15 protein-coding genes and 1 tRNA gene are annotated in these 21,855 nt (G+C 49.3%); 6 read left to right on the top strand and 10 right to left on the bottom strand.

The annotated features are described in order from the left end of the window. Positions 1 to 43: 43 nt before the first annotated feature. From dptH to WC1_RS21115, 4 genes are all read right to left on the bottom strand, one after another. Positions 44 to 5,125, bottom strand: coding sequence for a DNA phosphorothioation-dependent restriction protein DptH (gene dptH, locus WC1_RS21100; RefSeq protein ID WP_016149482.1), 5,082 nt, complete (start codon positions 5,123 to 5,125; stop codon positions 44 to 46). Beyond that, positions 5,106 to 6,440, bottom strand: coding sequence for a DNA phosphorothioation-dependent restriction protein DptG (gene dptG / locus WC1_RS21105; RefSeq protein ID WP_016149481.1), 1,335 nt, complete (start codon positions 6,438 to 6,440; stop codon positions 5,106 to 5,108). The genes dptH and dptG overlap by 20 nt, the downstream gene beginning before the upstream one ends. A gap of 4 nt (positions 6,441 to 6,444) precedes the next feature. Continuing rightward, entirely contained in the window at positions 6,445 to 8,094 is a 1,650-nt protein-coding gene (gene dptF / locus WC1_RS21110; RefSeq protein WP_016149480.1) for a DNA phosphorothioation-dependent restriction protein DptF, read from the bottom strand. A gap of 174 nt (positions 8,095 to 8,268) precedes the next feature. Further along, positions 8,269 to 8,353, bottom strand: a tRNA-Leu gene (locus WC1_RS21115). Positions 8,354 to 8,583: 230 nt separating this feature from the next. Between WC1_RS21115 and WC1_RS21120 the strand changes: the two genes are divergently transcribed. Together WC1_RS21120 and WC1_RS21125 are read left to right on the top strand one after the other, a co-directional pair. Beyond that, positions 8,584 to 9,603: an NADPH-dependent aldehyde reductase Ahr gene (locus WC1_RS21120; RefSeq protein ID WP_003839634.1), complete on the top strand. Its 1,020-nt coding sequence runs from the start codon at positions 8,584 to 8,586 to the stop codon at positions 9,601 to 9,603. A gap of 147 nt (positions 9,604 to 9,750) precedes the next feature. Continuing rightward, a complete protein-coding gene (locus WC1_RS21125) occupies positions 9,751 to 11,253 on the top strand; it encodes a helicase HerA-like C-terminal domain-containing protein (RefSeq protein WP_003025876.1) in 1,503 nt (500 codons plus the stop codon). 101 nt (positions 11,254 to 11,354) lie between these two features. Here WC1_RS21125 and lptG read toward each other — a convergent pair whose 3' ends face one another. The 3 genes from lptG to WC1_RS24895 form a co-directional block, all read right to left on the bottom strand. Then, positions 11,355 to 12,437, bottom strand: coding sequence for an LPS export ABC transporter permease LptG (lptG, locus tag WC1_RS21130; protein ID WP_003025875.1), 1,083 nt, complete (start codon positions 12,435 to 12,437; stop codon positions 11,355 to 11,357). Further along, positions 12,437 to 13,537 (bottom strand): LPS export ABC transporter permease LptF, encoded by a 1,101-nt coding sequence (lptF, locus tag WC1_RS21135; RefSeq protein WP_003839630.1) that lies wholly within the window; start codon positions 13,535 to 13,537, stop codon positions 12,437 to 12,439. The genes lptG and lptF overlap by 1 nt, the downstream gene beginning before the upstream one ends. A 62-nt stretch (positions 13,538 to 13,599) precedes the next feature. Then, positions 13,600 to 13,650 (bottom strand): hypothetical protein, encoded by a 51-nt coding sequence (locus tag WC1_RS24895; RefSeq protein ID WP_212723231.1) that lies wholly within the window; start codon positions 13,648 to 13,650, stop codon positions 13,600 to 13,602. A 153-nt stretch (positions 13,651 to 13,803) separates the two neighbouring features. Here WC1_RS24895 and pepA point away from each other — a divergent pair, with 153 nt between their 5' ends. The 4 genes from pepA (at position 13,804) to WC1_RS21155 (ending at position 19,473) form a co-directional block, all read left to right on the top strand. Next, the gene (pepA, locus tag WC1_RS21140; RefSeq protein WP_003025870.1) at positions 13,804 to 15,315 is read left to right on the top strand and encodes a leucyl aminopeptidase; all 1,512 of its coding nucleotides are present in this window, start codon (positions 13,804 to 13,806) and stop codon (positions 15,313 to 15,315) included. Positions 15,316 to 15,451: 136 nt separating this feature from the next. Next, entirely contained in the window at positions 15,452 to 15,895 is a 444-nt protein-coding gene (gene holC / locus WC1_RS21145; RefSeq protein ID WP_003025862.1) for a DNA polymerase III subunit chi, read from the top strand. Next, on the top strand, positions 15,895 to 18,750 hold the full coding sequence (locus WC1_RS21150) for a valine--tRNA ligase (RefSeq protein ID WP_016149479.1): 2,856 nt from the start codon (positions 15,895 to 15,897) through the stop codon (positions 18,748 to 18,750). Before holC ends, WC1_RS21150 begins: the two co-directional genes overlap by 1 nt. Before the next feature lie 219 nt (positions 18,751 to 18,969). After that, positions 18,970 to 19,473, top strand: a complete 504-nt coding sequence (locus tag WC1_RS21155) for a GNAT family N-acetyltransferase (protein ID WP_003844894.1) — start codon at positions 18,970 to 18,972, stop codon at positions 19,471 to 19,473. Between the two features lie 26 nt (positions 19,474 to 19,499). Here the strand turns inward: WC1_RS21155 and WC1_RS21160 are convergent, their stop codons facing one another. The 3 genes from WC1_RS21160 to rraB all read right to left on the bottom strand — a co-directional run bounded on the left by WC1_RS21160 (position 19,500) and on the right by rraB (position 21,729). Beyond that, positions 19,500 to 20,330: a hypothetical protein gene (locus WC1_RS21160; protein WP_003839625.1), complete on the bottom strand. Its 831-nt coding sequence runs from the start codon at positions 20,328 to 20,330 to the stop codon at positions 19,500 to 19,502. A 163-nt stretch (positions 20,331 to 20,493) separates the two neighbouring features. Continuing rightward, positions 20,494 to 21,252, bottom strand: coding sequence for a tRNA isopentenyl-2-thiomethyl-A-37 hydroxylase MiaE (gene miaE, locus WC1_RS21165; RefSeq protein ID WP_003844896.1), 759 nt, complete (start codon positions 21,250 to 21,252; stop codon positions 20,494 to 20,496). A gap of 51 nt (positions 21,253 to 21,303) precedes the next feature. Next, positions 21,304 to 21,729: a ribonuclease E inhibitor RraB gene (rraB, locus tag WC1_RS21170; RefSeq protein ID WP_003025845.1), complete on the bottom strand. Its 426-nt coding sequence runs from the start codon at positions 21,727 to 21,729 to the stop codon at positions 21,304 to 21,306. Between the last annotated feature and the right edge of the window lie 126 nt (positions 21,730 to 21,855).

Below are 21,855 nucleotides of genomic sequence, written 5' to 3'. Positions count from 1 at the left end.
GTCCATGAAAAACAAGCTATACACTTAAACTAAATAATGACAACTATTTAGCTAACTCCCAAAATGCTTTATCACGCATTTTCTTAACTATCTTATTGCCATCAATATATAGACTAAAATGTTTATCTAGCTGCCTAATAATCCCCATAAGAGATTCTTGCTCACCTTTATCATCAATATTGAAAACGGCTTTGATATCTGCATTCTTAATTTCTGACACCCGGTGAATAACCCACGTCAAAATATATGAGGCATAATTGTTTTCACCAGTTTTGAAGTGAGTGATTTCCTGTGTTGAGAGAATAGCACCAACACCATATTCACGTCCTTCTTTAAGAATTTTTCTCAAGCTTGAAAAATCTTGTCTCATAAAATTATCAGCTTCATCTACCAATATCATTTTGGTAAGTTGTCGATAATCACCTTTAACTGTAGGCTTTCCACGTTTCTGCATTTGTGCGTAAAAAAGATCCAGTGTTAGTGCGACGACAAGATTTTGTATCTCCGTTGGATAACCAGCTAACTCAATAACAGTGACGCCGTCAACTAAATCATACAAACTGGTCATTTTTGTAGGATCTGTCTCGAAGATTTGGAATCCAGCCAGATTATAAAGTGCCGCATACAATGAATCTTCGTCAACTTTTTCCTGAGCCAAATATTGCTGCCAAACATCTTCAATAGTTGGAGCAATACGATTCCAAGTTGAACGATCATGTGGGACTATACCTGCTAGTTCATAGCATTCCATTATTATTCCCACCAGTTTCATCCGCTGTTTTACGCCAAGGTTATAGGCTTTCCCCATCGTTTCAGCAAAAGCCATTGCTGTATGTCTTGGCAGCATAGGCATATCACCAAATAAAGACAGAGGATTATATGGTAACAATGAAAGCTGGTATTTTTTAGCCCCAGTCGCGTTTATAAATGCATCATCCACATAGTCCGATTTGTAATCAAAGATTAACAACCCAATCTGTTTACCATCAACATTATTCGACTGATTTTGCATTAACTGCGTCACAAGAGACTTTGTAAATTGAGTTTTACCTGTCCCCATTGTTCCAATAATACCTGTATTAGTATTCATAAACTTAGCGGTATTGGTTGGTTCCCAATACAACGGAGTCCGCAGTACTGCGTCATGTCCGAACAAGACTTGTAATGGCTCATCATTAGTTCCGGATGTAATTGCCTCAGGTTGTAGTACCGAAATCTCAGATACAGATTTTTCCGCACCTTCGGGCGCTTTAATTGCTGGGACTACGGCTATGGATTGTAAGATATTTACATCCTGATTTGGCTTAAGTATATATTTAGACGGGACGTGATAGCGATCCGTTAGCGATGATTCTCCGTTTGGGTTCGCAATAAGCGATGGTAGCAGTGAATAAGGGATTTCGATCTGTAATATACCCTGTTGAGTTTCCTTATAAGAGATATCGAAACAAGTACCGCTATCAACATGTGCGACAACAAAACCATTCGGGTAATCAGCTAATTCACCTAACTGATACTCACCTGTTAACCACCATTCTCGATTTTCCAATAAAGGTGCTAGCTTGCCACTTTCCAGTACGCCGTACAAACGCAGCTTTTCTACCTGCATTAATACTTGGCGAACAAAAAGCGCCCGATACAAATTCGAGGCCAACGTTTGAGGCTCCAGGATATCCTCTTTTAAGTAACGTTTAAGCTCACAAGCCTGTTGACCAGCATAATTGTAATCTGGTCGAACCCCTGTTTTTACCTCAAGTGGTAAAAGATAGAGTTTATTTTCCTTAAATCCGACAAAGAGCACATCATCTGAAATTGCACCTTTACGATAACCCTGCAAATTCCTCGACAAATCGCTCTCTTTCATTTTCAGTCCGACGTTACCAGATACTCGAATCATTTCAGCAACTGAGAGCGGAATCCAACAAATATCGGATTGGTTCAACATGGACTGGACAAACTTGTATGCACCGATAATGCCATGCTTTTCTTTGCGTTCCTTTTCACTAGAACGCAGCATTTTAAGCAACCATTCGCCATTAAAAGCATTAAATTCAGCAAGCAGATGCTTACTATCTAACGTACGTTGACCTGGTAAATTTTCTGTCTGGAGTAGTCGTAAGAAAAGGTCAACCTGCTTTGTGACGGTAACTGCATCATAACCTGCACAACTAGTGTATTGATCCGAATAGTGAATCAGTACCACATCTTTCTGACTGGTAAAGAAATCGAGAGTGACTTTAGGGTCAATAATGGTAGTCCAAAGTGCACTGTTATATGAATAATTTAGCAGTTGTTTAAAATCACCACTTACTGCCAAACCAATACCTTGGCCATGATACTGGCTGTTGCTCTGGCGCGCAGGCTGCCACAAACATCCGACTAATCGTGCGAGGCGCAAGGCACAGTAAGGTTCAATATCAACATCACGCAGGCCAAATGCTGTAAAGTAAGCATCCCCTTGTGTTTCAGCTCCCTCTCCAGCAATCAACCCATGGCACAACACTCCGCTGGAAGCATCCTCAATACGAATCTGACGGCAATCTACTGGTGCAGTGTTAGTAAAAAATGCCAAGTGAGAATAGGCCAGTTTTTCACTTTCCGACGGCAACATGAACTTACTAAATGTTAACCGACTGCGTAGCAAATCGATCAGCAGATCAGCTTCTGCTCTCCACACGCCGCTGTTAAGCCCTAAATCATTTTTAAGTTCTTCATAGCTACCGCATTCAGCAAAGTGATCAAACATATTGGGCAATAGGCGTGCGTCATAACAGTTCACATGTACAGAGATAGATTGTTCTTTTTCCTGTTTAAAATATTCGACCAATCCGAGAAACAACTCTTTAGCGGTACCTTGATTAATAGCATTGATAATGAGCGCATTATTTTTGCCGCTCAGGAATAACCTTGAGTAAGCATCCGTAAACTCATTTAATTTATCTTTTACAAGACGCTTGACATATTCATGGCTCACCTGCCGCTGAGGAACAACATCGATCCAGAAACGATTCTCTTCCACAGGTTTTAATTGTGCGTATTCATGCTCACTATGATAAACAAATGGCATTAAACCAGAAACGACTAAACGATCAAGTGTAATTGAAGGCAATACTGCGAATGATGCAGAGCTAAATTCTTCTTGTTCTTTAACAATGGTTTCCGCCAGCTGTAAATGGTAGACAAGCACCAAAGGATGTAGTGGGGATAAACGTTCATATGTATCGACATGGCAAATGCCTAAATAGAGGAGCTGTTTTTCTTGCACGGTTAAAGCTCTACTAAGACTAATTTGCTTCAATGCCTGCTCAAACGTCGCAACTATATGGCTGATTAATCTACGATATTCAGCTGACCACGATACCAAACTTGGCAAAGTACTGCGGGATTGATAATAAGAAAATAGCTGATTATAAGCATTATGGAGTTCAGGATAGCTAATCAGAAGTTCATCAAGCTCAAACACTCTCTCATCACCATATGTGCCAAGCAGGCGTTTCTCGACCAATAAAGCCTCGAGAGCAAGTAGCTGCTGACGCACGCCAACAACTTTGTGTTCGGTATTGTCCTGGATAATACGTCCTTTCAATCGATTGAAAGTCGCATTCCCCTCTTCTTTGAAGAGCTTGTTGTACCGGCTCTGGTCAAACAGGAGAGGTAAAGTTAGGCCTTCCTCTGCTCCTGGACCTTCAATATTAAGCAGCAGCCGTGAATCACCTGAGACGAGTGTAAATTGAACTAGATCACTTTGGTTTGCCAGAGTCTCAAAATTAACGAGCGCATACTGCTGACAATTAACATCCTCGCTTCCTTCATTTAGAACGTAGATCTGTTCACCCGAATCGGAAATACGTAGCTCGTTATCCTCCAGCTGTAAAGTCAAATGTCCCTTACTAGGCTCAACACGGAAACAGTGCTGAATATCATTCAGCCAGAATCGTCCCTGTTCCACTAACAATAGACGAAATTTATATTCTTCTGCAGAATTATCACGGTTGGTTAATTCAAGGCTAAAAAAACAAGGATTTCCATCAAATGGAACTGATGCCATTATACGAGAGGTTTTACCTCCAGCTCTACTGGTCCGCCAAAAACTCTCTTTTTTCAATTGGCGATGATGGGCAATCTTGATTTGATTATCCTGCAGATCATTGCCTTGAAAACTGAACTCTAAAGCAACATTCGATTGACCTGGTAGCACCTGTATTAATAAACTAATATCGCGCTTTCCTGCCTTACTGGTACTTTTTGCTCGTTGCCAAATATCTCCGTTCTCAACAGAGATATTTTCGAAAACAAGTTTCTGTTCACTGTTTAGCTCTTTCTCTTTCCGATATTCAGAAAAATCAAGTTCACGCCAATCATCTTTATCAACAAAGTGGGCCTGAATAAATTTCGAACTGAACTCTGTTAAGATATTTTCCAGCTGACCACTATAACGTTCAACACTATCTTCTATTTGCCGGTACAACTTGCGGTTTTCGTTAAGCCTGGTACGTAACTGCTTCTGACTGAAATTTAACAACTCATCATCTTTAAAAAGATGTAGCTCTGAAAAATCCAAATTCCCGTCATCCAGCAGGCGATAGAGCGATGAGAAACCGAATACGGTTGCCCCTTCGTCTAATACCGTCGCTAGCTGATCTTCCAATAAACAACGAGATAACTCAGAGCCTTTACTATCTGAATCAATTAGTTTTTCTAATTGATGGCTGAATGTTTCTGGAAACCAAATTGAACCTGGGGCAGCGACATCCTTCGTACTGTTGATTAGCGTATCAAGCATACTATTGTGAATAATCAATAGTGCCGTTTGAGCAAAAACACCGCTTCGCCCTGCAACTTTATCTCGCAAGTGAGAAATGTAGTTTTCTGTAAATGCAGGGGTATCTGTGCCATGTAGTACAGGGATAAGCTGTACACCATTACAAGTAAGGCAGGAAATAAGTTGATCTGGAGCTATCTCCAGCTTTTTGTCATCAGCTAGGGATACAAAAGCTTGCCAAAGTTTTAAGGCATTATCAGGATCAGGAGATTTGAATTGGTAACGTTCACCAGGTTGAATGATGCCACTAACCCATTCAATAAAAGTTTCCGCTAGATAGGTTTCATACTGTTTTACGGACATACACGGCATCTCCACTGTCACTCATTCTTTCCACATTGCCCATGCGTTCATAAAACGTCACAAGCATTTGTGCAGATTGATTATCCAAATAAAAACCTCGTTGCTCAAAACCAGCCAATAGCTCATGCAAACGTAGTTTGGCATTTTTACCAATGGTTAGATTGGTCAATAGCAACAAACGATCCTGATTCAACACTAATACTTTCCCTGCGCGTCCGCGCATCTGGATAAAATCGTTACAAATCTGACTTTCTAATTCATTGATATACTTACGATTAACTGTCGCTCGATCTGTTTTCTTCCCTTGGAACTGTTCAATAGACACCGATATTAGCTGTCTAAATGCTTCTTCCAAGTTTTCTGCTTTTTCACGAGCAGGAAGATCACGTTCTTCCTTACTGATAAACCTCTGGATGTATTCATTAAGATCATCCAATACTTGATTCGGTTCTTCCGAATAATTTAAGCAATCTTGGTACACTTGCCATAAAGGGCGTTTTTTCTTCTCTTTTTTCCATTGTAAAACCTCCAATGCAGACAGCATCGGAAAAAGTTTCTCGCATTGGCTAGCGAACAATTTATAGCCAAAACGCTTTATTTTTTCTCGTTCAGAGCTCGCTTTCTCGCTATCAAGAATAAAAAATAATGATTTACTTGTCGGCTCTCCGTCCTGCCAGTTATCCAAATTGAGTGCAAGCTGAGCGCACCAACTAAAAGCATACAACCGCAAAGTATTGGTTAATTCTTGCAAGAGATATTGTGGATGTTCCGCGAGAAATGCCAAATCATCTTGGAAGCACTTAACCATATAAGGAAGGTACGGTTGTTCTTCGGTGAATGGGCCTTTCCCTAATACTTTTAACTTTTCATTTCGAGTAAGAGTTTCCAACATTTTCTGCTCAATAAAATTGAGTTTATCTGGTATCGGATAATTAAGACTTGCATCGCCAATAAGATTAGCAAATAATGTTCCAAGACGCTTGTCAGCCGGAGTCCCTTTAATTATTTTATCTCCCTCAAACTGAGCATGAAAAAGTAAGAATAGTGGCGAAATACGGAAAACATCTTGATTTAAAAAATACATGCGTTCCAATACAGACCAGAATTCTGTATTGCTAAGATATCCTTGTAAATATTTTTTACAGTCCTCACAGAATTGTGTAGGTTCATAGGATTCAATTTTACGCTTAAGTGCATAACTTAGTGTCAGCCCAGTAACAATCTGCCAGTCAATTTCATTATTTTTATTACGCACTGGAAGATAGCTATCCAGCTGATTGTTACCAACTTTTAACGGTTTCTCTATAGGGTACATTAGGTTAACCTTCCATGCCGCTGATGGTGATCATGTCATCATATGACTTAGCACGATATACATTACTTCTCCCATCATAAAATTTTAACTCTTTGCTCGATTTAGCTTGTTCAGCAATTAATTCAACAATCTCATCCAGTAAAACTATTGCATTTTTGTCGTATTTATTTGGTCGATACCCATTATTTAATTTGTTTAATAACTCAAACAAATTTAATCCAACACGAATAGGATGCAACGATTTATCGCCAACCTTTAAATAAACATCAAAGCCGGTAGGATGGGCCGTAAATTTATTTCTAATGGCGTCGAGATCAGGAATCAATTCAACTGGAGCTGTAATTTTGACACCGCCAAACTCTCCCAGAAAAAACTCTTCTCTTTGCATAGTCAGCTCAGGAGCCTTACGATTTGCGTAACGCTGGATGCCAGCAATCAGCTCAAAGGCATAAAAGCGATTAAGGATTCTACGCTGCTCTACATCACCTGTATAATTTTTATGCATGTGCCAAATTTCAGAATAATGTTCAAATAATGATTCATTAAAGAAATCAGAAAATTTTCGATGATAGTTATTCCCTAGTGACTCATATTGCAGCAACCAAAAAAATCTGATTAAAGATGCTGCCTCACCAGGAGTAGTACTTTGTCGGTTAAAATTAATATGCAACGGTTCAAGAACGTCCAAAAACTCATCTAACTCATTATCAGTTAAACCAAGCTCATAGCGCAAGATTAACTGGTCAAGTTCATAAGAATGCAATCTGGCAGGATCAAAATCTAAAACTTTACTAACAAGGTCATTTTCATTTCCGGTGAACAGATTATCAAATATATAACCTGGTCCAGTAAGTAAATGATGTAAAAAATCCAATAATGTTCTGGTTGTAACAAACTGATCCTTAATCAATCGGATTTTAAACAGCTGAGTTATTAACAAATCCTGAACACCAGGCATACAAAGAATTTTAAAATTCGCAATAATACGAACATCTACACCTTTTAATTCTTCATTCTTTAATATAGCGTAGAAAAGGTTACTTTCGTCATTACTTGTCAAATTACATAGTAATTTTTTTATAAATGATGAATATTGTTTACATTCATCAAAATTAAATTTTGGATAATGTTCAAAATCAAAAAATGAGATATTTTGATCGTGGTAAGGTCCATTTCCTTTTGACTGACTCGAAAGGTATAAATCTATAGCATTTCTGATGGTTCGGTGACATTCATCACCTTCCCTTGCAAAGTTAGCAAGCATACCTGTATTGATGCCAACAAGCAGAGGATATGAGTCTGAATGATGATTACTGAATAATTCATTTAAGGCATCAATCGCAGATTGTTGCGGATTGAAACTATGTGTGGCATCCAAATGAAAATTAAAGCGCCTCTGATAACGTGGGTCAGACTGGCAACGTGTCAAAATCTCAGATTTACCATCTCCGCTGCTACCACACAAAAAAATGATCTCGCCAGGCTTAGCGACATCTAAATAGCGCTGTAACTCAGTCTCAATATCTTGTTGAACAAAAAGCTGCTCTTTTAATTGGTCGAACACATCTCTTTGTCTATGAGTCACTGTAGTGACTGAAAAAGAAGATGACTTCGCAAGTACACCCAACGCTTTACGTAATGTGATTGCATTCATAACATCATGTTCTCAAATGTAAGAATACGCCTATTTTATACAAGCTACCCCTTGATCTCCATAGGCCTTTTGACATGGTTTTTTATAATGACACTGAAGTTTGGTAGGTATGGTGCTATTTACAAGAGCCGAAAATAAAAAAAGCCACCCGAAGGTAGCTTAATCTTGCATATTTGGTGCCGAAGGCCGGACTCGAACCGGCACGTATTTCTACGGTTGATTTTGAATCAACTGCGTCTACCGATTTCGCCACTCCGGCACGGAAGGGATGCGGAAAACGTTGTGGATTATACCTGTCGTGCGCCACCATGCAAGCGCCAGCGTGTGTCTGGCTCGCTAAGTGTTGAAAATTTCAGCATTACCTTTCCCACCTGTAACCCTCATCACAGTTTATTCCCCGCAACAACCACCCTAATCCCCCCTTCTGCGAAGCGTCCCGTTTCCCCATGCTCTACACTTCCAGTTCAACACCACACTGAGGGAAACACGATGTCGATGATAAAAAGCTACGCCGCAAAAGCGGCGGGCAGCGAACTCGAACTCTATGAATATGATGCGGGCGAGCTCAAGCCGGAAGATGTCGAAGTCCAGGTCGATTACTGCGGTATCTGCCATTCTGATTTGTCGATGATCGACAACGAATGGGGATTCTCTCAGTATCCGCTGGTTGCCGGGCATGAGGTGATTGGTCGCGTGGCGGCGCTCGGCAGCGCGGCGCAAGATAAGGGTCTGAAGGTTGGTCAGCGCGTCGGCATTGGCTGGACGGCGCGCAGTTGCGGGCACTGCGATGCCTGTATCAGCGGTAATCAGATCAACTGCCTGGAAGGTTCCGTTCCCACTATTCTCAATCGCGGCGGCTTTGCCGAGAAGCTGCGGGCCGACTGGCAGTGGGTGATCCCGCTGCCGGAGAGTATCGATCTGGCGGCAGCTGGCCCATTATTGTGCGGCGGCATTACGGTGTTCAAACCGCTGCTGATGCACCATATCACCGCCACCAGCCGCGTCGGGGTGATCGGCATCGGTGGCCTGGGACATATCGCCATTAAGCTGTTACACGCGATGGGCTGCGAAGTGACCGCATTCAGTTCCAATCCGGCGAAAGAGCAGGAAGTGCTGGCGATGGGGGCGGATAAAGTGGTCAACAGCCGCGATCCAGATGCGCTAAAAGCACTGGCGGGCCAGTTCGATCTCATCATTAACACGGTTAACGTCGATCTCGACTGGCAGCCCTATTTTGAAGCGCTGGCCTACGGCGGTAACTTCCATACCGTCGGTGCAGTGCTGAAGCCGCTGCCGGTACCGGCGTTCACCTTAATTGCCGGGGATCGCAGCATCTCCGGTTCGGCGACCGGGACGCCATTCGAGCTGCGCAAGCTGATGAAGTTTGCCGGGCGCAGCAAGGTGTCGCCTACCACCGAGTTGTACCCGATGTCGCAAATTAACGAAGCAATCCAGCATGTGCGTGACGGCAAGGCCCGCTACCGCGTGGTGCTGAAAGCCGACTTCTGATCGTCTTTGCCGGGAGGCGTAAGCTTCCCGGCTATTCTCCCCGCTATTCCAGGCAGGTAAAATTCTCCTCACAATCTCCGCAATTTAGCGGTGAAGAGTGCGTCACGGTTGCCTATACTCCAGGCAGGATAAATGGAGGAAATCTCAATGAGCGCACCCCTGCTAATTGCCCGCACGCCGGACACCGAACTGTTTTTACTGCCAGGCATGGCCAACCGTCACGGGCTGATTACCGGCGCCACCGGGACTGGTAAAACCGTCACACTACAAAAGCTGGCCGAATCGTTGTCCGAGATTGGCGTACCGGTATTTATGGCCGATGTGAAAGGTGATTTAACCGGCGTGGCCGAGGAAGGACAAGCCTCTGAAAAGCTGCTCGCCCGCCTGAAAAACATCGGTATTACCGACTGGCAACCGCATGGTAATCCGGTCACGGTGTGGGATATCTTCGGCGAAAAGGGTCACCCGGTGCGAGCCACGGTATCTGACCTCGGGCCGCTGCTGCTGGCTCGTCTGTTGAATCTCAACGACGTTCAGTCCGGCGTGCTGGATATTATCTTCCGCATTGCCGATGACCAGGGCCTGCTGCTGCTCGATTTCAAAGACCTGCGGGCCATCACTCAGTACATCGGCGATAACGCTAAATCCTTCCAGAATCAGTACGGCAATATCAGCAGCGCTTCGGTCGGGGCTATCCAGCGCGGACTGCTGTCGCTGGAGCAGCAGGGAGCGGCACACTTCTTTGGCGAACCGATGCTGGACATCAAAGACTGGATGCGTACCGACGCCAGCGGCAAAGGGATGATTAATATCCTCAGCGCCGAGAAGCTCTACCAGATGCCCAAACTGTACGCCGCCAGCCTGCTGTGGATGCTCTCTGAACTGTACGAACAGTTGCCGGAAGCGGGCGATCTGGAGAAACCAAAACTGGTGTTCTTCTTTGATGAAGCGCATCTGCTGTTCAACGATGCCCCGCAGGTGCTGCTGGATAAAATCGAACAGGTGATCCGTCTGATCCGCTCGAAAGGGGTCGGCGTGTGGTTCGTCTCGCAAAACCCGTCGGATATTCCGGACAACGTGCTTGGTCAGTTGGGGAACCGCGTGCAGCACGCCCTGCGCGCGTTCACGCCGAAAGATCAGAAAGCGGTGAAAACCGCGGCACAAACCATGCGCGCCAACCCGGCATTTGATACCGAAAAAGCCATTCAGGAGCTGGGAACCGGCGAGGCGCTGGTGTCGTTTCTGGACGCCAAAGGCAGCCCGTCGGTGGTTGAACGGGCGATGGTGATTGCGCCGTGCTCACGGATGGGACCGGTGACGGACGACGAGCGCAACGGGCTGATTAATCACTCTTCGCTGTACGGCAAATATGAAGAAGATATCGACCGAGAGTCCGCCTATGAACGTTTACAGCAGGGCGTGCAGGCCAGTACCGAGCAGCAAAATACGCCTCCCGCCAACGGTAAAGCGGTCGAGGTGGACGGCGGTATTCTCGGTGGATTGAAGGATATTTTATTTGGCAGCACAGGGCCGCGCGGCGGCAAGCGCGATGGCGTGGTACAGAGCGTGGCGAAAAGCGCGGCGCGACAGGTTACTAATCAGATAATCCGCGGCATGTTGGGGAGTTTGATGGGCGGGAGAAAACGCTAGCCCGTATTACGTTGCCGGATGGCGGCTTAACGCCTTATCCGGCCTACGGGTCCGGAGTAGGCCTGAAAAGCGCAACGCCATCAGGCCTACGATTACTGTGATTACGATTTACGCAGCATCAGCCACAGGCTTATCAGGAAGAAGCTGGCGCTTGGCAGCAGCGCACCGATAATCGGCGGAATGCCGTACACCAGCGTCAGCGGGCCAAAGATTTGGTCCAGCACATAGAACACAAAACCGAAGCTAATCCCCGTCACCACACGCACCCCCATCGGGACGCTACGCAGCGGACCAAAGATAAACGACAGCGCCATCAGCATCATGACCGCCACTGACAGCGGCTGGAAGACTTTGCTCCACATATTGAGCTGGTAGCGTCCGGCATCCTGGCCGCTCGACTTCAGGTACTTCACGTAGTTATGCAGACCGCTAATCGACAGCGCGTCAGGATCCAACGCCACGACGCCGAGCTTGTCGGGCGTCAGGTTGGTTTTCCAGGTGCCGCTCACCGTTTGCGAACCGGTGATTTGTTTCGGATCGGTCAGGTTGGATTCATCCACCTGCGACAAACGCCAGACCTTCTGCTCCGGGTCAAACGTCGCGCTCGCAGCATAGCGTACAGACTGCAGACGGCGCTTGTCGTTAAACGAGTAGATGCTAATCCCACCCAGCTCGGCCTCGCCTTTCACCCGCTCGATGTAGACAAAGCTGTCACCGTCTTTCGCCCACAAACCCTGCTGGGTAGAGAGCAGCGAGCCGCCGTACATCTGCTGCGCACGGTAGTTACGCGCCATCTGTTCACCCTGCGGTGCGACCCATTCGCCAATGGCCATCGTCAGCAGCACCAGCGGAATCGCGGTTTTCATCACCGACAACGCCACCTGCATACGGGTAAAGCCAGAAGCCTGCATCACCACCAGTTCACTGCGCTGGGCCAGCATGCCCAGCCCCAGCAATGCCCCCAGCAGCGCCGCCATCGGGAAGAAGATCTGGATATCTTTCGGCGCACTGAGCAGGGTATACAGCCCAGCACCCATCGCATCGTAGCTCCCCTGCCCGGCTTTTTTCAGCTGGTCAACGAACTTGATGATCCCGGAGAGCGATACCAGCATGAACAGCGTCATCATGATGGTGGTGAAAATGGTTTTACCGATATAGCGGTCAAGTACACCAAAAGGCTGCATTATACCGCTCCTTTACGCATAAAACGGGCACGCAAGCGGCGCATCGGCACCGTATCCCAGAGGTTAAGCACAATCGCCAGCGCCAGATAAGCCAGGTTAACCACCCACATCCAGAACACCGGATCCAGCTTACCTTTACCACCGTTCGACTTCAGCGATGTCTGAACCAGGAAGAACAGCAAATAGAGCAGCATTGCTGGCAGCATCGACAACACGCGACCCTGACGCGGGTTTACCACGCTCAGCGGTACAACCATCAGTGCCATCATAAATACGGTGAATACTAACGTGATACGCCAGGTCAGCTCCGCGCGGGCACGATCGGTGTCGGTCGCCAGCAGCGTACGCATGGTCATCTGTTCGGTATCGTTTGGATCCAGCGCCACGGCCTGATGGCCGATAATCGCCTGATAATCCTGGAAGTCGGTAATGCGGAAATCGCGCAGCAGCGCGGTACCTTCAAAGCGCGTCCCCTGGTTTAGCGTCACAACCTGAGAGCCATCGCGCAATTGGGTAAGATGTCCGGAATCGGCTACGACGACCGAAGGACGAGCGTTGCCTTTCGGGCGGATTTGCGCGAGGAACACGTCTTTGAAGTTGCTGCCGTCAACGCTTTCGATAAACAGCACCGAACTGCCGTTGGTCGCCTGCTGGAATTGCCCCTGAGCAAGCGCCGCCATACCGGGGTTCGCTTTCGCCTCCGCCAGGACTTCGTCCTGATGTCTGGAGGACCACGGTCCGGCCCACATCACGTTGACCGCCGCAATAATACTGGTAAACAACGCCAGCACCATCGCCGCTTTAACAAGCACAGCCTTGCTCAGCCCACAGGCATGCATGACCGTAATTTCACTTTCGGTATACAGTTTGCCCAGCGTCATCAGCAGCCCGAGGAACAGGCTTAAGGGCAAGATAAGTTGCGCCATTTCTGGCACGCCCAGCCCCAGCAGCGAGAGCACCAGATTTGCCGGGATATCACCGTCAACAGCCGCACCAAGGATCCTGACCAACTTTTGACAAAAGAAGATCAAAAGCAGGATGAATAGGATCGCAAGTTGGCTTTTGAGCGTTTCCCGAACCAGATATCTTATGATTATCACTTTAAATACGCCCGTAAAAACCCGTCTTTTGCCGGAATTTAGCTTGTTTCATGGCTTAAACGTCATTTATTCTCTTGAGTCGTCGAAATCGTCGCTAAGATCATTATACTCAACGGATCCACCTCTCAGAAATTGTTCTGACGTGCCAATGCCGTAATAACGTTAAGATTAACACGAAGTCACCGCAACAGCGGGTATGAGTTACGAAAGCTTGCAATTCTATCCGTAGCCACCGCCGTTGTCTTTAAGATTCAGGAGCGTAGTGCATGGAGTTCAGTGTAAAAAGCGGTAGCCCGGAGAAACAGCGGAGTGCGTGCATCGTCGTGGGTGTCTTTGAACCACGCCGCCTCTCTCCGATTGCAGAGCAGCTCGACAAGATCAGCGACGGGTACATCAGCGCACTGCTGCGTCGTGGCGAACTGGAAGGCAAACCGGGTCAAACCCTGTTGCTGCACCATGTTCCTAACGTTCTGTCTGAGCGAATTCTCCTTATTGGTTGTGGCAAAGAGCGCGAACTTGACGAGCGCCAGTACAAGCAGGTCATTCAGAAAACCATCAATACGCTGAATGATACTGGCTCAATGGAAGCCGTCTGCTTTCTGACTGAGCTGCACGTCAAAGGGCGCAATAACTACTGGAAAGTGCGCCAGGCCGTTGAGACGGCACAGGAAACGCTGTACAGCTTTGACCAGTTGAAGACCAACAAAAGCGAGCCGCGTCGCCCGCTGCGTAAAATGGTCTTCAACGTGCCGACCCGCCGCGAGCTGACCAGCGGTGAGCGTGCGATCCAACACGGTCTGGCAATCGCCGCTGGCATTAAAGCGGCGAAAGATCTCGGCAACATGCCGCCAAATATTTGTAACGCTGCCTATCTGGCTTCTCAGGCGCGTCAGCTGGCAGACAGCTACAGCAAAAATGTTGTAACCCGCGTGATCGGCGAGCAGCAGATGAAAGAGCTGGGTATGCACTCTTATCTCGCCGTCGGTCACGGTTCGCAGAACGAGTCGCTGATGTCAGTCATCGAGTACAAAGGCAATCCGTCCGAAGACGCGCGTCCGATTGTGCTGGTCGGTAAAGGGTTAACCTTCGACTCCGGCGGTATCTCCATCAAACCTGCCGAAGGCATGGATGAGATGAAGTACGACATGTGCGGCGCAGCAGCAGTGTACGGCGTAATGCGCATGGTGGCCGAGCTTCAGTTGCCCATCAACGTCGTCGGCGTACTGGCGGGCTGCGAAAATATGCCGGGTGGCCGCGCGTATCGCCCAGGCGACGTGCTGACCACTATGTCTGGTCAGACCGTTGAAGTGCTCAATACCGACGCCGAAGGCCGTCTGGTGCTGTGCGACGTGTTAACCTACGTCGAGCGCTTTGAGCCGGAGGCGGTGATTGACGTTGCGACCCTGACCGGCGCGTGCGTGATTGCTCTGGGCCATCACATCACCGGCCTGATGTCGAACCACAACCCGCTGGCGCATGAGCTGATCGGTGCGTCCGAGCAGGCTGGCGACCGCGCGTGGCGTTTGCCGCTGGGTGATGAATACCAGGAGCAGTTAGAGTCTAACTTTGCGGATATGGCGAACATCGGCGGACGCCCTGGCGGCGCCATTACCGCGGGCTGCTTCCTGTCACGCTTTACCCGTAAGTACAACTGGGCGCACCTGGATATCGCCGGTACCGCATGGCGCTCCGGTAAAGCCAAAGGTGCAACCGGTCGTCCGGTCGCCTTACTGTCGCAGTTCCTGCTCAATCGCGCGGGTTTTAACGGCGAAGAGTAAGTTTAAGATTGCCCCGTAGGCCGGATAAGCGTAGTGCCATCCGGCAAAACGCCTGATGGCGGCGCTAATACGCCTTATCAGGCCTACGGTGTGCATCATGGCAACGCATTTAAATCCACCACAAGAAGCCCCATATATGAAGAATGCGACGTTCTATCTTCTGGACAACGACACACAACAAGATGGTTTAAGCGCCGTCGAGCAACTGGTGTGTGAAATTGCCGCAGAACGTTGGCGGGCTGGCAAGCGCGTGCTTATCGCCTGTGAAAACGAAAAGCAGGCTCTTCGACTGGATGAAGCCCTGTGGGCAAGACCGGCAGAAAGCTTTGTTCCGCATAATCTGGCGGGCGAAGGCCCCAGAGGCGGCGCGCCGGTAGAGATTGCCTGGCCGGAGAAACGCAATAGCAGCCCGCGCGACCTGCTCATCAGTTTGCGCGTTGGCTTTGCAGATTTTGCCACCGCTTTCACAGAAGTGATAGACTTCGTTCCTTACGAAGATTCTTTGAAACAATCGGCACGCGATCGCTACAAAGCTTACCGCGTGGCTGGTTTTAACCTGAATACGGCAACCTGGAAATAATGGAAAAGACATACAACCCACAAGATATCGAACAGCCGCTTTACGAGCACTGGGAAAAGCAGGGCTATTTCAAACCTAACGGCGATGAAAGCAAAGAGTCCTTCTGCATCATGATCCCGCCGCCGAACGTCACCGGCAGTTTGCATATGGGTCATGCTTTCCAGCAAACCATCATGGATACCATGATTCGCTACCAGCGCATGCAGGGTAAAAACACCCTGTGGCAGGCTGGTACCGACCACGCGGGTATCGCTACCCAGATGGTGGTTGAGCGTAAGATTGCCGCTGAAGAAGGTAAAACCCGTCACGACTACGGTCGCGAAGCGTTTATCGATAAAATTTGGCAGTGGAAAGCGGAATCCGGCGGCACCATTACCCGTCAGATGCGCCGTCTCGGCAACTCCGTTGACTGGGAGCGCGAGCGTTTCACTATGGACGAAGGTCTTTCCAATGCCGTGAAAGAAGTCTTTGTTCGCCTGTACAAAGAAGATCTGATTTACCGTGGCAAGCGCCTGGTCAACTGGGACCCGAAACTGCGCACCGCTATTTCTGACCTGGAAGTGGAAAACCGCGAGTCTAAAGGCTCGATGTGGCACATCCGCTATCCGCTGGCCGACGGCGCGAAAACCGCTGACGGTAAAGATTACCTGGTCGTGGCGACCACCCGTCCGGAAACCATTCTGGGCGACACCGGCGTGGCCGTGAACCCGGAAGATCCACGCTATAAAGATCTGATCGGCAAATTCGTTATCCTGCCGCTGGTTAACCGCCGTATTCCGATCGTCGGCGACGAACACGCCGATATGGAAAAAGGCACCGGCTGCGTGAAGATCACCCCGGCACACGACTTTAACGACTACGAAGTCGGGAAACGTCACGCCCTGCCAATGATCAACATTCTGACCTTTGACGGTGACATCCGTGAAACCGCGGAAGTGTACGACACCAAAGGTGAAGAGTCCGACGTTTACTCCAACGCTATCCCGGCTGAATTCCAGAAGCTGGAACGCTTTGCCGCGCGTAAAGCGATCGTCGCTGCCATCGATGCGATGGGCCTGCTGGAAGAGATCAAACCTCACGATCTGACCGTTCCTTACGGCGACCGTGGCGGTGTGGTTATCGAACCGATGCTGACCGACCAGTGGTACGTCCGTGCCGACGTGCTGGCAAAACCGGCGGTTGAAGCGGTTGAAAACGGCGACATCCAGTTCGTACCGAAGCAGTACGAAAACATGTACTTCTCCTGGATGCGCGATATTCAGGACTGGTGTATTTCCCGTCAGCTGTGGTGGGGTCACCGTATCCCGGCATGGTATGACAACGACGGCAACGTATATGTTGGCCGTACCGAAGACGAAGTGCGTCAGGAAAACAACCTCGGCGCCGACGTTGCGCTGCGTCAGGACGAAGACGTTCTCGACACCTGGTTCTCCTCCGCGCTGTGGACCTTCTCTACGCTCGGCTGGCCGGAAAACACCGACGCGCTGCGTCAGTTCCACCCAACCAGCGTTATGGTTTCCGGCTTCGACATTATCTTCTTCTGGATTGCCCGCATGATCATGATGACCATGCACTTCATCAAAGATGAAAACGGCAAGCCGCAGGTTCCGTTCCATACCGTCTACATGACCGGTCTGATTCGCGACGACGAAGGCCAGAAGATGTCCAAATCCAAGGGCAACGTTATCGACCCGCTGGATATGGTCGACGGTATCTCACTGCCGGAGCTGCTGGAGAAACGCACCGGCAACATGATGCAGCCGCAGCTGGCTGAGAAGATTGCCAAACGTACCGAGAAGCAGTTCCCGAACGGCATCGAGCCGCACGGCACCGACGCCCTGCGTTTCACCCTGGCGGCGCTGGCCTCTACTGGCCGCGACATCAACTGGGATATGAAGCGTCTGGAAGGTTACCGTAACTTCTGTAACAAGCTGTGGAACGCCAGCCGCTTCGTGCTGATGAACACCGAAGATCAGGATTGCGGCTTCAACGGCGGCGAAATGACCCTGTCTCTGGCCGACCGCTGGATCCTCGCTGAATTCAACCAGACCATCAAAGCGTACCGCGAAGCGCTGGATAACTTCCGCTTCGATATCGCCGCGGGCATTCTGTACGAGTTCACCTGGAACCAGTTCTGCGACTGGTATCTGGAGCTGACCAAGCCGGTAATGACCGGAGGAACTGATGCTGAACTGCGCGGCACCCGTAATACGCTGGTCACCGTGCTGGAAGGCCTGCTGCGCCTGGCGCACCCGATCATCCCGTTCATCACCGAGACCATCTGGCAGCGCGTGAAAGTGATTTGTGGCAACACCGCAGATACCATCATGCTGCAGCCGTTCCCGGAATATAACGCGGCTCAGGTAGATGAAGCGGCGCTGGCCGATACCGAATGGCTGAAGCAGGCGATCGTTGCCGTACGTAACATCCGCGCGGAAATGAACATTGCCCCGGGTAAACCACTGGAGCTGTTGCTGCGTGGTTGCAGCGCGGATGCGATGCGTCGTGTGAACGACAACAAGAGCTTCCTGCTGAACCTGGCGCGTCTGGAAAGCATCACCGTGCTACCTGCCGATGACAAAGGTCCGGTCTCCGTGACCAAAATCATCGACGGCGCCGAGCTGCTGATCCCGATGGCTGGCCTCATCAACAAAGAAGATGAGCTGGCGCGTCTGGCGAAAGAAGTGGCTAAAATCGAAGGTGAGATTGCCCGTATCGAAGGCAAGCTCTCCAACGAAGGTTTCGTTGCCCGCGCACCGGAAGCGGTCATCGCCAAAGAGCGTGAGAAGCTGGACGGTTACGCAGAAGCCAAAGCGAAGCTGATTGAACAGCAGGCGGTCATCGCCGCGCTGTAATCATCGTGCCTGTACGTTTGCCGGATGGCGCTTACGCTTATCCGGCCTACGGGCACCGTCAACGTAGGTCGGATAAGCGTAGCGCATCCGACGCCGCAGACAATAAAAGCCTCTGACGCATATGCTCAGAGGCTTTTTATTGAATTATCCTCGCTTGCGCTTCCCCTCACCGCAGTGGTATTAACTGCATATGTCTCACTTTTATGTCATGAGTTCGCTATGAGTGCCATTACCTCCGTCGCGGCAACGCTGCGCCGAATTTCTGCCGATGATAACGCCGCAATTGCCCGCGTTATCCGCAAAGTTTCCGCTGAATACGGCCTTACCGCCGATAAAGGCTACACCGTTGCCGACCCTGATCTGGACGAATTGTTCCAGGTTTACAGCCAGCCGGGCGCGGCCTACTGGGTGGTTGAGCAAAACGGTGAAGTCGTGGGCGGCGGCGGTGTTGCACCGTTAGGATGTAGTGAACCAGACATTTGCGAGCTGCAAAAGATGTACTTCCTGTCGAGCGCGCGCGGTCAGGGGCTGGCGAAAAAACTGGCGCTGATGGCGCTTGAACATGCCCGTGAGCAAGGTTTTAAGCAGTGCTATCTTGAGACCACGGCTTTTCTGACTGAGGCAATCCGCCTGTATGAGCATTTAGGCTTTGAGCATATCAGCGAAGCGCTGGGCTGTACCGGGCACGTAGATTGTGAAGTGCGAATGTTAAAGCCCCTCTGACCTTACGCCGAGAGGCTTTAACCGCGTTACTGCATCTCGGCTGAGAGCATCAGTCGAATAACGCCAGCCGCGCGAGCGGTTGGCAGCTTCAGCACCTGTGACCATAAATCTTGCACCATTTCACAGGCGACTTTCTCTTTGCCCACGCCTTTACTCGGATCGGCCATGATTTGGATATCCGGTCCAAAGCGTTGTACCAGCCCCGGACTGATGGATTGCAGATCCTGAAGCGCCAACTGTTTTTCTTCCGCCGTAACCGTATGTTTGTTCGGGCCATAGGCCGCGTGCATCATACTCATGTCGCTGGCCATACGACGGTTCATGAGCTCGCGCGGAATAATACGCACCGGGTTAATCCCGCCTTTCACTGCCGGGAACAAAAAGCGAAAACATTCGTCATTGCCCACTTTTGCCACCGCGGCAATCTGCTCGAGATTAATCTTCATATACTCGATCACGTTGGCATCAGGCGCCTGCTGCAAACGCGCCATCTGTACCTGTAGGATCTGCGGCTGAATAGCGTCGATAATCTGTTGCTCGCTTTTCCCCGCCTCTTTCAGCTGCGTTGCCTGGGTGAGGATGTTCTGCCACAGCGCTGGCTCCTGCTCCTTAAGCACCTGATAAACGGGCATGGACAGCATCGCGTTTTCAAATTTCTGCGCATCCGTCAGACCATAATCCGGGCTTTCGCGTGGGATCAGGTAGTGCACATCAAACAGATTCCACGCGATAATCGCCACCACAAAGACCACCGCGCCGGAGACCTTGCCCAACCAGCCTTTTTTGCGAAACATGCCGACGACGATAGCAATCACCGCCCCGATGTAACCTGCCAACAAAACGTGTGCCCAGTTCATTAACCATCCTTATGCCAAATCGTCTCTGTTACAGGGATATATTTCCCCTTCGATGTTTTGATTATTACGGCAGCAGCGAGCTATTTCCAGCCACCAGATTTTGCTAACAGAAAAAGGAAGGATTAAACCGCGCGGCGATGGGCACGCGCGTCAAAGAAAGGAACTAAGCTGGCACACCGCTGTGAAAGCGGAATTCATCGTCAGGAGAGTTGATCAACGCGGCTTCTACTTCGCCAAAAAACTGCACCCGGCTACTGATATCATCGGTTGAAACCTGCTGCGCCAGCGCCAGGTAATCCTGATAGTGCCGCGCCTCGGATCGCAGCAGCGACAGATAAAACGCCTGCAAATCGTCATCCAGATACGGTGCGAGCGCGGCGAACCGTTCACAGGAACGCGCCTCAATGTAAGCCCCGCAAATCAGTTTATCGATTAACGTCAGCGGCTCGTGGGTGCGCACCTCTTTGAGCATGCCTTTGGCGTAACGGCTGGCGGTAATCTTAATATAGGGAATGTTGCGACTCATCATCGCCTCACGCACCTGCCAGAAATGATGCAGTTCTTCTTTGATCAGCAAAACCATGCTGTCGATAAGCTTGCGTCCCCACGGGTCGTCGGTTTGCGGCATCACGCTTTTGCTTATCTGTTTATTCAGCGCGATAAAATCCGGCTCATCCCCTTCTCTGAAAGCAAACGCTTCATAGGGTTTCAGCCAGTCCAGCAGCGCCTGAGATCCCTGTTTATCTGCGACATACTTACGCACCAGCAGCATCGCCGTTTGCGCCGCTTTCAGCTCACAGACGAGGTGGTCGGTCAATAACAGAGGCAGATTAGCCGGGTCTCGCGCTTTATCAAGCCAGGCCTGAGGCGTTTTACAGTGCAGGAAATTGTGGATCGGGGAGAGTATTTGCAGATAATCCATACATTGTCCTTGGCCTGCGGCAGCCTGGGCTACCGCAGGTCAGTAGATGACTTAGTGACGCACGCCGTCATCATCTTCGTCGACGAGATCTTCATCGTCGCCGTCTTCACCTTCTTCGCCGTTCGGGTCTTCAAAATAGGTGCCCCAACCGTCGTATTCCACATCATATTTTTCAGCCAGGTTCATCAGCTGCTCAACCTGAGCATCGATCAACTCCGCATTCAGTGCACATTCGCTCAAAATGTCACAGCAAATAACCGTGTCGCCTTCTTCCACTTCCAGCTCTTCCGGCTCGGTCACTTCATAACCCAGCTTGAAGGCTTCTACTGCCGCTTTTTCCAGGGTTTCGAAGTCATCCGCGGAAAGGTGATGCTCAATGGTGTACAGCGCGTCTGGATCGCTGCCATCTTCGAGTAACTCTTCAATAATCAAGCGCGTTTCTTCACGCTGTTCTTCCAGTAGTTCCGGGTTTGCCATGGCTCGTTCCTCATAATGTCCTGCCGATACTCTTATTGTCACATACCGCTGTCATTGCCTCCACCTTTCCAGGAAAGATTTGTTAAACAGGGTTGCAAATGAATAAACATCCATATAAATTGAATT

The organism is Citrobacter sp. KTE30 (assembly GCF_000398825.1).
GTDB lineage: Bacteria > Pseudomonadota > Gammaproteobacteria > Enterobacterales > Enterobacteriaceae > Citrobacter > Citrobacter freundii.
Note: the sequence above shows the minus strand (reverse complement) of the source record. Positions and strands in the feature narration are given on the sequence as shown.